Raw genomic sequence first — 13,227 nt, 5'->3', positions numbered from 1 at the left:
TAGTTCGGACGTTCGCCCGAATGTCGCGAGCGACCGCAATGCGGACTTTTCTGCCAGTTGGCGTTTGTGTTCAAATGGCTGCTGTTTGCAGTTCGCGGCTCTGGCGGTCGTAGCTTAGCCGGGATGTTGTCACTGATAGGCGTAGATCAATAGATTTGCTTCGTAATAACAATAAAGATCTGAAAGATTTCTTCACGTCTCTGGACCAGTTCTGTTCACGTCGATCCGTGATCGAAAAGCTCGAGGGCTGAGGCCCACGGCTTCTCGGAATGCGCGTGAGAAGTTCGAGCGATCGGAGTAACCGAGCGCGCCGGCTATTTCGTCTACGGTGTCGCCGCTCGTTCGCAAACGGTCCTTTGCGTAAGCAATCTTCGCCCGGCGTAATTCATCCGACACGCTGGTTTTTTCCTTGGCAAGACGTCGAGCCAAAGTTGCTCGGCTCATTGACACGAGGGTTGCCGCGTCATTGGCGCTGAGACCTCCCTGGCCGATCTTATGTGCGATTACAGCTCGGAAATCGGCGACGAAGCGGCTCACGTCGTTTGTTTGATCGCATGTCCCAACTGAGTTTCCCAAGACTTTGCGATCGACAGAATGGACAAGCCATTTGGAGGGAAACTTCAATCGGAAGCCCATCTCATCGCCCTTGAGCCGTTTGAATTTCGAAAAACTGACAGGAAGTACGTCTGGATTACAGAGAACAATGGTCATTTCGCCGGAGTCGAACCGGTCGCCCACGGCACGCCTAAGAATTCCCAGGCTGAGGCCCACCATGAAACCATCGTTCTGTGCCGGCAAAATTGTTGGGCGAAAAAGACGAGTTTCACCGTAAATTGCCTGATCTCCTCTGATTTCCAGATATGTCGTCACCGAGCTGGTAACCTCGTTCGCTCGGCTGATAAAGGTCGAGAGAAAATCGGCCAACGAGCCCCCAGCAGAGAGCGCAGATTCGATCATTGGCCAGCCTCTTGGGTCCAGACGCGAGCCGACAGAAGCGCAGAAAGTCAAATCTTCCACCGCCTCGGCACAAGCCTCGAGAAACTGGTGGACCACCATTATGTGCACGGCCTCGTCGCCGCTCAACACCGCGCCTTCGGTCAGGCCAACTCTCTCGAGCACGATTTCTGGGTCGACCCCACGTTCGCTAAGCGCAGTAATCAAGGGGCGCAACAAGCTCAGCTTCGCGAGCGGAAGACGTTTGGTCATGTCGACTCCTGTGCCAACCGGCCCTCGAACGATGCGGCATCTGTCGGTCAGTTCAAGGCGCTGGAAACAAAATAACGCTTTCAAGTGTCATTTTGGCGCAAAAATCCTTGGCACCGACTCCTAATGATACACCAGCTGTTTCAGCGTCTGACATATTTAGAAAACAGGCTTGATGCTCACGCGAGTTGGCCAGCGGGACAGGCAGTATGCTGACTCTGCGCGAGTTACGCTTGGCAAGGGCCAGAAAAGGAAAGGGAAAGAAATTGGGATTCTTGAGAAATACTATTCTTGCTGCATCAATCACGATGCTGACGGTATCGCTTGTAGCTGCTGAAGAAAGCCAAACGGCGCACGTCCTGATTAAGAATGTCAGGATCTTCGATGGAAACAGCGATACGGTGTCGGAAGCCCAGGATGTGCTCGTTGAAGGCAATCTGATTAAACAAATCGGCAACGGCTTGACGGCTGGGGACAACGCGATCGTGATCGATGGCACTGGTCGCACAATGACCCCTGGGTTCATCGATATGCACCAGCACCTGATGCTGGGCGGACCATCCGGATTGTTTTCGACGGGTGAAGATATCGATTTCGCCACTGCCGGAGCCATCGCTGCCCAGAACATGTATGCCCACCTTTTGATGAAGGGCATCACGACCGTGAGAGATATCGGCGGTAATTCCCTCGGGCTTGCCAAAGGCGTGCGAATGGGCTGGATGACGGGCCCACGGATATACTCAGCGGGGCCGCCGATCGGGCCTCTTGGCGGGCATGGTGATGTCGGCGGTTGGAACCAGCACCTCGGTCCGGATGAATCGGTGTTGATGGGCAACCTTGCGACGACCAGCACGGTAGACGAAGTTATCAAGCAAGCACGATGGAACTTTCGCAAGGGTGCAGCTTTCCTGAAAGTCATGCCGGGTGGAGGCGTATCAACGGAGTTTGACCCGCTTGAAGTCATCAGTCTTACGTTCGACGAGATGAAGGCTGCCGTTGCGATCGCCGAGGACAACAAAACCTACGTCGCAGCCCATGCCTACCGTGACGACGCTGTCAACCGTGCGATTGATGCGGGTGTTAAAGTCATAGAGCATAACTTTCTGGTTTCGGAAGAAACCATCAAACGGATGGCGGAAGAAGATATTATCCTTTCACTACAGGGCTATATGGCTGGAGTTGCCTTTGCAAACCCGGAAAGTGTTCCGTGGTACACCCCTGAGCAGATCCGCAAGGCCAAGTCGGTTCATACCGGTACCCTGCAAATGGTGAAATGGGCGCGCGAGCATGATGTCTTCATCGTCAGCGGTTCCGACATGTTCGCCGAGCAGTGGCCTATCACGAAGAAAAACATCACCATCGAGGTGGAGTTGTTCGAGTTCACTCCGATTGAGGCGCTGCGACATGCTACGGGAAATGCAGGCATCGTCCTTGAAATGTCCGGCCCCGCCAGAAACCCATATCGCGAGGGACCTTTGGGCGTAATAAAAGAGGGCGCTTACGCTGATATCCTGTTGTGGAGCGACGATCCGACGAAGGACATTAAAATTATTGAAGATGAGGATAAGTTGCAGCTCATCATGAAAGACGGTGAATTGTACAAAAACACCACTGTGCCACACTCTGATCCAACTTACCGGCCAGCTCCTGAAATGCGTGTAACGCCAAGTAACGCGGGAAGAGGTCGAACTGCGCTGTAATTTTAAAGCTAACTCAGGGTGCGAATGTACCCTGAGTTTATAACATCGCTGTCCGCTTTCCGCGCACAGCGACCAGTGCTGTATGAAACACCAAGGTCTGGATAGGGCTCAAGGACGAAGCCGCTCGCGCGGCATTGGAGCCTGTGGCAGGCGTTTTGCATTGATCTGACCCCTGTGCATTTGGGAATGGGCGCGGCTGTCTGACGATTGGGACCTCTCAATCGAAAGACAGGAGGTTCCCATGGCGGAGGAGAGAACAACGCCGCTGCGCGAGCGGATGATCAAGGACATGCGGATCAAGGGGCTGGGTGACAAGTCTCAGAAGTCGCACATCCGGGCGATCAAGGACTTCGCAGCGTTTCTGGGACGGTCGCCGGACACCGCGACGCCGGACGATCTGCGCGCCTACCAGCTTCACATGATCGACTGCGGTGTCACGCCGCCGACCTACAACGCCCGCATCATTGCGCTGAGGTTCTTCTTCGAGACGACCTGCGGGCGGGGCGAGATGAAGCGGCACATGCAGTTCCGCACCCAGCCGCGCAAGCTCCCCGTGGTGTTCAGCGCCGAGGAAGTAGCGGCACTGCTGCGGGTCGCGCCAGGACCGGGGCTGAAGTACCGGGCGGCGCTGAGCATCTCCTATGGTGCCGGGCTCAGGGCCTCGGAAGTCTGCAATCTCAAGGTCAGCGATATCGACAGCGACCGGATGCTGATTCATGTCGAACAGGGCAAGGGGCGGAAGGACCGGAAGGTCATGCTGTCGCCGGGATTGCTGAACCTGCTGCGCGAGTATTGGCGCGAGGCGCGGCCTGAGGGCTGGTTGTTTCCGGGCAAGCCCAAGATCAACCCCCTCTCGTCGCGCCAACTCCACCGCGCCTTCAGCTCGGCAAAGCACATCGCGGGGATCAAGAAGCCGGGCAGCACGCTGCACACGCTGCGGCATAGCTTCGCGACGCACCTTCTGGAGGCCGGTACGGATGTGCGGGTGATCCAGGTCCTGCTCGGGCATGCCAAACTCGAAACAACGGAGCGCTACACACATGTCGCCACGAAGCTGATCCGTGACACGGCGAGCCCCTACGAGACGCTGGCCAAGCTGCAGGATCGAAGCCGGGAGTAGCGGACCAGGGTGGTGCCCCGCCCGCGGCTTGAGATCGCTGACATCTTTCGCGCCCATGGTCCCGCATGGCGGCGGGCCAATGCCGGGCATGTCAGCCTCACCCAACTCAGGGTGATGTCGGCGATTGAAGCCTGCCGGACCGAGGCGCTCGGCGGGCATGTGGCAGCCTGCGCCAAATGCGGTCACCGGCATGTCGCGTACAATTCCTGCAAGAACCGGCACTGCCCGAAGTGCCAAGGGCCGGCCGCGCGCGACTGGATGGCAGCACGGGCCGATGACCTGCTGCCGGTGGAGTATTTCCATGTGGTCTTCACCCTGCCGGCGGAGATCGCACGGATCGCCTACTGGAACAAGACGGCGGTCTACGGCCTGCTGTTCCGAGCGTCAGCCGAGACCGTGACGACCATCGCCGCCGATCCCCGGCACCTTGGCGCCCGCGTGGGCATGACCTCTGTACTCCATACCTGGGGTTCGGCGCTGACCCACCACCCGCATGTCCACATGATCGTGCCCGGCGGCGGCCTGTCACCTGACGCTACACGCTGGATCGCCTGCCGCCCTGGTTTCCTTCTGCCCGTGCGCGTCCTGGCCCGGCTGTTCCGGCGCCTGTTCCTGGAAGGGCTGTCGGCGCTGCACAAGGCAGGGCAGCTTCAGTTCTTCGGTGATCTGAAAAGACTGGCCGATCCCGCGGCCTTCGCCGCCTGCCTCGCCCCGCTCCGCAAGACCAAATGGGTCGTCTACGCCAAACCGCCCTTCGGCGGGCCCGAGTCTGTCCTCGCCTATCTCAGCCGATACACCCACCGCGTTGCGATCTCGAACCACCGCCTTGTCAGCGCCGATGCCGAGACCGTTGCGTTCCGTTGGAAGGATTACCGTATCAAGCGCGGCGACCGGATGAAGGTGATGCGGCTCAAGACCGGCGAATTCATCCGCCGGTTCCTGCTGCACGTCCTGCCCGACGGCTTTCACCGTATCCGCCACTACGGCCTGCTGGCCGGCGCCACCCGCAAGACCACCATCGCCCGCATCCGCGACTTGCTTGTGCAGACACTGGCCGAACAGGAAACGCAGGAGACTGCTGAGACCGCTCCGCTCACCCTGCGCGAGCCGTGCCCCTGCTGCGGCGGCCCGATGCGCATCGTGGAAATTTTCCGGCGCGGGCAAAAACCGATGAGCCGTGCGCCACCCAGGGAGCAGGCCGCATGACGAAACGCCCGTCCATGCCGCGAAGACTACCCCGGTTCCAATTCGTTTTCCGGAACGCCCCCGGTACGCCCGGTCCTGTGGTTAGCCCGCAATCACCCGGTCAACGGCTCCGACGGCACCCGGAACGCGCGAACACAGCCCGCTGGATAACCGCCCCCAACCGGCGCTTCCTGCCTGGTCGGCGCTCAGAACCGGCTCCCGCAATCACCCGCAGCATACTTTCCCCATAGACGCCGCCCAGCCTCCCGCGGCTTCCTCCTTGTCAGGTTATTCAACGCGGGCCGGGTTACACACGAACGCCAACGATGCGCCGCGGCCCGCATCGAAAAACCTTCGACATAGCTGTCGTTCGCTGCATTGCAACACGTTTAGCTGAGCATCTGCACAGCTAAAAAGCGCCCATCTAACCGAAATTGCGTTGCTGGCGCGTTTCACACTTTCGGCAGGTACTGGTTAAGCAGAGCGTCCACGAGACCTTCTTGTAGCCGGTACCCCTTTTGCTGATCTACGCGCAGAATATCTTCCAATATCACAAACTGCTCTATGCCTGTTGTCATGGCCAAACGTAGTGTCAGATCTTCGTAATCGCTCAGTTTCATCGAGCTGCAAACGGGTTCAAGGGCCTCTCCAAATGCCGCGACCCTTCTCGCTCCACGCATTTTGACAGTGCCGTCTTGCAGTGATGCCTTCAGCGATTCAGCCAGAAACTGGCGAAAGAAAGCCTCATGTTTGCGGGAGAAATCCAGATAGTAGCGCGCAACCGCGTGCACACGGTTGCGTACATCCTCAAGTCCTTCCAGCAATTCTGCGGTCGGCATCACCTCTATGTCGAGGGTCGCGTCGAGGGCCAACACGCCGGGATCGGAAAAGTACCGGTATACCGTTGCCCGACCGGTTTTCGCGCGCTCTGCTACTTTGGCAAGCGTCACATTTTCCCCCTCTGACATAAGCTCACGTGCCGCCGCCAGCAACGCCTCTCTAGTCCTGTTCTTTTGATTGGTTCGAGGGGCCACACCGATGTTCCTTAATGATAAACTTGTCTCATGAGTGGATATGTGTATCATAAAGGTACATTCATCGAAGTAAAGGGAGTCGTTGAAATGACGCAATCTCGCCCTCGCACATATCACCTTCTAGGGAACCTTCTGAAATTCCACGCATTTCCAGCCGAAACCGGAGATCGCTGTACAATCGTTGAAATCAAGACCGCCCCGGGTGCCGGCGCGCCCCCCAATCATCACGCTGGCGAAGATGAGAGTTTCTATGTGCTCGAAGGCGAGTTTGAGTTTTTCCTAAACGGCGAGACAAAAAAGGTAAGCAGTGGCGATTTCGTGAAAGTCCCCGATGGCGCGGTGCACGCGTTTACTTGTATTGGGAAAACTCCAGGTCGCTTGCTATGCATCAACGCTCCGGGAGCTATGCATGATACATTCTTCACCGAAGCGGGCGAAGCAATGCCGGACGGCACAACGGATATTCCTGCACCCGATGGGCCACCCGACATTCCGGCGATCATGGCGGTGGCGGAAAAGGCCGGCATGACGATCCTGGCCCCTGAAGACGCACCCGCTTGAAGCAACCTAAGCCACGCGCTCAAGTCTGGGCGGTAAGCTGACATATTATCCCTGCTGATATATCCTGCCATCATCACTATTGGGGAGGCTATGTCATAACGAACCTGAAAGAGGTCGCCCAACACTATCATTCAGGACATCTGCTTAAACGCATCTCTGACGGCTGCGCGGCGCTGGATCTGACACCACCGATTGCGCACGACGCACTCGCTCCGGTGGACGAATTTCATATTGGTGGCCGTCGTGCAACTGAACCGTTTGTTAAGTCGCTACAGCTTTCCAAGGGTAGTCGCGTCCTGGACCTCGGCTGTGGTCTGGGAGGCCCAGCCCGCTTTGTCGCTGCAACGACAGGAGCTCATGTCACCGGCATCGACCTGACGCCCGAATTTGTAGAAACCGGGCGCGCTTTGACCGAGTGGACGGGATTGAATGACAAGATTGAATTGGTTGTAGGCAGCGTGCTCGAGTTGCCTTTTGAGGACGCATCAATGGACGCGGCCTACATGATCCACGTCGGCATGAATATCGCCGATAAAACTGGGATCGCGCGAGAAGCAGCGCGGGTTCTCAAGCCTGGCGGCATCTTTGCGATCTACGATGTGATGCAGGTCGGAAGCGGACAAATGGATTACCCGGCGCCTTGGGCATCATCTCGTGAACTAAGCGCGTTGGACCCGCCTGAAACCTATGAGGCGGCCTTAAAATCGGTGGGGTTTGAGGTTGGGGAACGCATTGACCGTACAGCGTTTGCTAAACAGTTCTTCGCTGATCTTGCTGCCGCACAAAGCCAGGCCGACGGTCCCCCGCCACTCGGGCTACATCTCATCATGGGCGATGACACCGCGCTGAAAGTACGTCACATGGTGCACAACATTGAGAGCGGTTTGATCGCACCGATTGAGTTGCACGCGCGGCTGCATAGCTAGCGGCGGCTCTCGAGCAGTTCGTGTCTTTTTGAAGTGGCCGCTTTGGCTCACTGCTGCCGTCGGATGCGGCGCGGCATCTCGTGTCGAAGCCCGCATGTATGCTTCAGGGATCGGCCCACTCCTGACGTTGCCGATGTCGCCAAGCGCTGCGGCGCAGCTTCACCAGACCGGATTTTCGCCGCACTGCCGAAATGCTGCCCCGCTCGAACTCACAGATCGCGGACTTTTCCGTCGTTGCCTGTCCGGGTGTTTGCTTGCGCACCATCTGCTCACAGGCGCGGCACGTCTATCATTGCGATGCAGCGCACTTCACCGAACCGGTCATTCGGATGCGGTATATTGGCTCAATCCGAAACCGATCCTTCGCTGCATCCCTTTTCGGCAATCAACACCGGGGCAAACAAGCCAATTGTTTGCGATAGACGAGTGGCTGCTTTTGTTTCCAATTACTCCCGTCGTCAGCACTAGCTGTGGAAACGCGTTGTATGTTTGATCAGCTTGAGAGCAGAAAAAACTCGCAAGTTATATTTTTCCTAAAAGCCAAATTGCAGTTCCAACATCGAGCATGCTGAGCCCACATTTGGTACAAACTCAATTGCTACATTCAGCCCAAAGAGTCTTAACTCATTGGCAACCAACGAAATTGCAGATCTTGCTTGCAGAGATGTTTTGAGTTTAGACGCCTCTCCTGAATTGAGATGGTGTCATTCCTGTGCTTCTGATGAAAGCTCGCGTGAAATGCGCCTGGTTGGAGTAACCCAAGGATTTCGATATCTCAAATATCGTTAACTCTGGCACCTTTAGCATGTTTATTGCGGCTTTTGTCCGTTCCCGGGACAGAATTTCAGAAAAGCTGGTCCCTTCATTTTGAAGATCGCGCTGCAGGTGACGGTCACTCAGGCCAAGCAACCGCGCAATGAATTGCAGAGACAAGCGAGAATCGTGGAGGTAGGTGCAGACCAGCGCGGCAATGGCGCGCGTCGTGGGAACCATCTGATCATGCGTGGCAGGATCGGGCAAAATGACGGCCTCTGAAACCATTTCCCCGCGTTCGATGTGGATTTCCGTGACCGGCTGAGCAAACCGAAGTCTTGCTTCCGCGGATTGGGCAAGCCATTCGAGGTCGAGGTGATGATCCGACTGTAGGTTCAGCCTCTTCGGAGCCCAGGACGGCCCCAGTGCACTCCGGACGGTTTCTAGCATGAGTTGAAGAACATAAAGTTCAACCTGCCGGACCTGCTCGCGATCGCCAACAATGGCGTTGCGGCCGAAAACCAGACCATTCCAGGCCGGGCGAACAAAGAAATCGGCTCTGCTGTATTCCAGCTTTGCCATATTGCAGAAGGTGGCCAAGCGATCGATAAGTGTTTTCTGATCATAAAGTTGCCGCAGGGTACCATGCATCTGCACGCTGGAAACGGATCCGGCATCAAAGCCGATGTCGAATTTTCCGGTACTCGTTGCGGCTTTGCTTGCGATTGTCCAGAGTTGGTGCTCCGCGATCATCAACTCCGGTTCTTGCATCATACGTTCGTCGATATCGACAGCTTGCAGGAGTTTCATTGGGTCACAGCCAGCGTCTTCGCAGGCAATTGCGAAGTTCAGCGCGTACCTAAGTTTTACGACTGCGACCAACACCTTCCACCATTATCGGAGCGCACACGACGCAGTATCGCAAGGCATTTACCATTTTGCGACCGCAAATTTACCATTTCATCCTAAAACCGGAATACTGTTAGGTGGCCTCTTTCGCACCTAGTACGCTTTTAGTGCGAGGAGCTAACATTGCCGCCTATGATTATTCTGTGCGCGAGGCACAAAAAAAGTAATCGATGATCGGCCGAGGCTCCCACATGCCGAAACAAGACCAGGGGAGTCCGACAAATCATGTCCAAGACAATAACCGCAACGGCGGTCGTTGCAGTGCTAGCGATCGCGTCACCTGCGGCTTCGCAGGATAATACGCCGCCGCCGATCCTGTTCACCAATGTCGATGTGTTCGACGGGTTCGGCCCGGATCTGATCGAGGATGCCAACGTGCTCGTCGAGGGTAACGTCATCACGCAGGTCTCGACCGATCCGATCGAGGTAGAGGGCGCCTTCGTCATCGAAGCAACTGGAAAAGTGATGACGCCCGGTCTGATCGATATGCACCAACACGTGATGCTCAACCCGCCCGAAGGCACAGCAGCCTATCAGACCCGCTGGGACGGCGCGGCTGGTGGAGCAATAGCCATCCAATACATGAACGATCACATGCTGATGAAGGGGATCACGACGGTTCGGGACATCGCCGGCGATCCGCTGGATGTCGCCAAGGCCATCGACATGGGCCTCATTCGCGGCCCGCGGGTATATTCCTCCGGTGGCGCCATTGGCCAGACTGGCGGTCACAGTGACTGGGCGGGAAGGAACGTACCGCCCCACATACTCGAAAACGGTTTGGATATGGGACAGGCGACCGGCAACACCTGGGTGGTCGACGGAGTGGATGATGTCACGCGTGCTGCGCGTCTGAACTTGCGCCGGGGCGCGGCCTTTCTCAAGGTCATGGGTGGCGGAGGAGTTTCAAGCGAATTCGATCCGCTCGAGATTCTTGGGCTCGCCGAGGACGAGGTTGCCCGGGCAGTCGAAATTGCGCGTGACAACGGCACCTATGTGGCGGTGCATGCCTATAACGACGAGAGCTACGAACGGCACCTGCGGCTTGGCACCCGCTCCTTTGAACATGGGTTCCTGATCTCCGAGGATATGGTGAAGAAGATGGTCGCCAAGTACAATGAAACCCAAGATATCGTCTGGAGTTTCCAGTGCTATGTCAGCGTGAACACCTTCGGGTCGTACGAGACTATGCCTGCATTCTTCACGCATGAGCAAAAGCTGAAGGGTGTCGCTGTCGGCAAGGGCGTACGAGCCATGTCCAAGTGGATGAATGAGTACGGCATGTTCATTGTGGGGGGGTCGGACATGTTCAGCCCTGGACTGGTCGAGAAGATCAAGGAGGACATCACCTGCAACGTCGATGCAGGTTTCAGCCCTGCGCAGGCCTTGAAGCACTGGACCGGCAACGCGGGGATCGTGCTCAAGTGGTCTGGTCCAAAAGACCCCTATCCGACCTATAACTTGGGCCAGATCGCGCCTGACAGCTATGCCGACATCCTGATCTGGGACGGCAACCCGCTTGAGGACATCAACCTGATCCTGGATGAGAGCAAGCTGCAACTCGTGATGAAGGATGGCCGCGCCTACAAGAACACCATGGTCGATACCGACAGCATTATGTACCGACCGGCAGTTCGTGAACCAGCTGTTTATCCATAAACATTTGAATTGGGTGGTGTGATGTACACGAACACGCTGACCCGATGATCCTGCGGGGCGGTTTTCTACCTCGGCCGCCCCGCGAAACACTTTTTGGAGAAAGAGATGCATCGTTTGCTGACTATGAGCATTCTGACGCTGTTTGTTCCGCTCGCCGCACCCGCTTCGGCTGAGCAGATCGCCTGGCAGGATCTGATCGATCCGTCGGCACAAACCTATGAGGATCCTTTTGAGGATTTGAACTATCAACAGATCGAATCCTTGCGGGCGATCGTACGAAACAGGGAGCTGCTGAACGACGCCACTCTCAGCGAGGCTCAGATGGCCGACGGTGCCGCAAAAATCAATGCGGCACTTGAGGAACTGTCTGAAGACGGGATTGATGCAGATTGGCTGATCGACCAACGCTGGACCGTCGCCGACCGGCGCAAGAAAGCAGCAACAGCGGCTAATCCGAACCTTGATGGTCAAATCGTTACATTGGCGGGTTACGCTATCCCAGCGCCTTTCGAAGCGGACGGGACCACTGTCGTCTACCTCGTTCCCATACGCGGCATGTGCAGCCATACCCCACCGCCAAACGCCAATCAGATGATCCGGGCGCGAGTTTTTGACGACTGGAGCCCCAGCACTATGCACGAACCGGTGCGGCTGACAGGCAAACTGTCAATTGAAGAAACAAATTACACTTTCCGCATCGTAGACGGCAATGTGCCAATGAGCTCCAGCTATGTTTTGGAGGTCTCGCAGACTGAAACGATGCGAGATCTGATGACCAGCACGCCAACAACAAATGATTGGGCGGCATCGATTGCTGATCGCATCCTTGCAGCGGGTCATCGCAAGACCGGCGGGGCAAAGGCGTCTGAATGATAAGACTTCTCGTTGTCACATTGAGTGTTGCGGTTGCTGGCGCTGCCTCGGCGCAAGGACTGTCTGGGCCTTCTTCGGTCGAGGCTGATCTACAGCCCGGAGATGGACTGACCGACCCACAGTACCGTTCCGATTTTCCACGCAACATCGCTCCGGGTTGGTTTCAGTGGAAAGACCGGCTGGCTGAGGGTGGGTTTCGGTTCAACGTGGATTACTTGGCATTGGGCCAAACCACGAATGCTGATTTGGGAACTGGTGAAGCCGCAAGTGGAATCGCTCGTTTCTACGGAAGTTGGCAGGCAACTGAACGGGGTTCCCTGACATTCAAGATTGAAAACCGGCACAGCTATACCGATGTTGCCCCACAGTTTCTCGGGCTGGATGGCGGAGCGCTTTCGATCACTGGGACGGCCTTCAACGATAATGGTTTGTTATTGACCAACCTGTTCTGGACCCAAAGGGCCGAGAACGGTTCGTGGACGCTGCAAGTCGGGCAGATTGATGTAACCGACTTTGTGGATATTTACGGGTTGGTAAGCCCCTACAGTGGTTTCCAAAACCTGTCCTTCAACACCAACCCGACGATTAACACGCCCAACCAAGGCATTGGCATTGCCGGTGGGGTAAAGCTGAGCGATAACCTTTACGCCGTCGCGAGCGTCTCAGACGCAAATGCCGACCCGTCTGATCCAAACTTTGATGTGTTCAGCGATGGTAACTTATTCAAATCACTCGAACTCGGCTACACTTCTGGCTTTGATCGCATCTACTTCGACAATATCCATCTGACCCTCTGGCATGCGGACGCGGCTGATGATGGTAGCCGTCCAGAAGATTACGGCGCCGCGTTTTCTGCTGCATGGTTTGTTGACAATAAGTGGATGCCATTCTTTCGGGCAGGGGCCTCAAAAGGGACAGCAGCACTCTATGATCGGTCCATTTCTGCCGGTGTCGGCTATTACGGTCGCAATACCGATTTGGCCGGGCTGGGTCTGAACTGGGCTGAGGCAAGAGGCATAGACGGCGATCAGTTCACGCTTGAAGCATTCTATCGCTTTTCAATCTCACCCGGGCTGCAGATCACGCCTTCGATACAATTCATCTCCAACCCGCTTCTGAACCCTGACCAGGATAGCATTACTCTGTTTGGTTTAAGAACCCGGATTGTTTTCTAGCACGGGGTGATCGCACTCGGAAAAGATTTGTGTCAAAGGGCGATTGAGGTAGAACAACAGGACTTTGCAAAGTCCGCTTTTTCTGCGCGTAGCAGTCAATCAGGCCATCTTCAGCAAATGACCGCAAAG

11 protein-coding genes are annotated in these 13,227 nt (G+C 56.3%); 8 read left to right on the top strand and 3 right to left on the bottom strand.

Going from position 1 to position 13,227, the window contains the following annotated elements:
• Positions 1 to 192: 192 nt before the first annotated feature.
• On the bottom strand, positions 193 to 1,206 hold the full coding sequence (locus tag AC2FLU_RS00785) for an AraC family transcriptional regulator (protein ID WP_496809258.1): 1,014 nt from the start codon (positions 1,204 to 1,206) through the stop codon (positions 193 to 195).
• Between the two features lie 206 nt (positions 1,207 to 1,412).
• Between AC2FLU_RS00785 and AC2FLU_RS00780 the strand changes: the two genes are divergently transcribed.
• From AC2FLU_RS00780 to AC2FLU_RS00770, 3 genes are all read left to right on the top strand, one after another.
• A complete protein-coding gene (locus AC2FLU_RS00780) occupies positions 1,413 to 2,903 on the top strand; it encodes an amidohydrolase family protein (RefSeq protein ID WP_496716925.1) in 1,491 nt (496 codons plus the stop codon).
• A gap of 241 nt (positions 2,904 to 3,144) precedes the next feature.
• Positions 3,145 to 4,023 carry a tyrosine-type recombinase/integrase gene (locus AC2FLU_RS00775; protein ID WP_496809257.1) on the top strand — a complete coding sequence of 293 codons (879 nt, stop codon included), beginning with the start codon at positions 3,145 to 3,147 and terminating at the stop codon, positions 4,021 to 4,023.
• A gap of 12 nt (positions 4,024 to 4,035) precedes the next feature.
• Positions 4,036 to 5,229, top strand: coding sequence for an IS91 family transposase (locus tag AC2FLU_RS00770; RefSeq protein ID WP_480521400.1), 1,194 nt, complete (start codon positions 4,036 to 4,038; stop codon positions 5,227 to 5,229).
• A gap of 431 nt (positions 5,230 to 5,660) precedes the next feature.
• Here the strand turns inward: AC2FLU_RS00770 and AC2FLU_RS00765 are convergent, their stop codons facing one another.
• Positions 5,661 to 6,293 carry a TetR/AcrR family transcriptional regulator gene (locus AC2FLU_RS00765; protein WP_496809259.1) on the bottom strand — a complete coding sequence of 211 codons (633 nt, stop codon included), beginning with the start codon at positions 6,291 to 6,293 and terminating at the stop codon, positions 5,661 to 5,663.
• 36 nt (positions 6,294 to 6,329) lie between these two features.
• Between AC2FLU_RS00765 and AC2FLU_RS00760 the strand changes: the two genes are divergently transcribed.
• Positions 6,330 to 6,803 carry a cupin domain-containing protein gene (locus tag AC2FLU_RS00760; RefSeq protein WP_480556043.1) on the top strand — a complete coding sequence of 158 codons (474 nt, stop codon included), beginning with the start codon at positions 6,330 to 6,332 and terminating at the stop codon, positions 6,801 to 6,803.
• Between the two features lie 215 nt (positions 6,804 to 7,018).
• Positions 7,019 to 7,729 (top strand): class I SAM-dependent methyltransferase, encoded by a 711-nt coding sequence (locus AC2FLU_RS00755; RefSeq protein ID WP_496809256.1) that lies wholly within the window; start codon positions 7,019 to 7,021, stop codon positions 7,727 to 7,729.
• 675 nt (positions 7,730 to 8,404) lie between these two features.
• Here the strand turns inward: AC2FLU_RS00755 and AC2FLU_RS00750 are convergent.
• A complete protein-coding gene (locus AC2FLU_RS00750) occupies positions 8,405 to 9,292 on the bottom strand; it encodes a helix-turn-helix domain-containing protein (protein ID WP_480556044.1) in 888 nt (295 codons plus the stop codon).
• 324 nt (positions 9,293 to 9,616) lie between these two features.
• Between AC2FLU_RS00750 and AC2FLU_RS00745 the strand changes: the two genes are divergently transcribed.
• The 3 genes from AC2FLU_RS00745 (at position 9,617) to AC2FLU_RS00735 (ending at position 13,098) form a co-directional block, all read left to right on the top strand.
• Entirely contained in the window at positions 9,617 to 11,050 is a 1,434-nt protein-coding gene (locus AC2FLU_RS00745) for an amidohydrolase family protein (protein WP_496811762.1), read from the top strand.
• A 105-nt stretch (positions 11,051 to 11,155) separates the two neighbouring features.
• The gene (locus AC2FLU_RS00740; protein ID WP_496716320.1) at positions 11,156 to 11,923 is read left to right on the top strand and encodes a DUF3299 domain-containing protein; all 768 of its coding nucleotides are present in this window, start codon (positions 11,156 to 11,158) and stop codon (positions 11,921 to 11,923) included.
• A 206-nt stretch (positions 11,924 to 12,129) separates the two neighbouring features.
• Positions 12,130 to 13,098 (top strand): carbohydrate porin, encoded by a 969-nt coding sequence (locus AC2FLU_RS00735; RefSeq protein WP_480556046.1) that lies wholly within the window; start codon positions 12,130 to 12,132, stop codon positions 13,096 to 13,098.
• Positions 13,099 to 13,227 lie beyond the last annotated feature (129 nt).

This window comes from Ruegeria sp. SAZD013 (genome assembly GCF_059612525.1).
The sequence above is the reverse complement of the archived record's forward strand: the minus strand, read 5'-3'. Positions and strand labels throughout refer to the sequence as shown.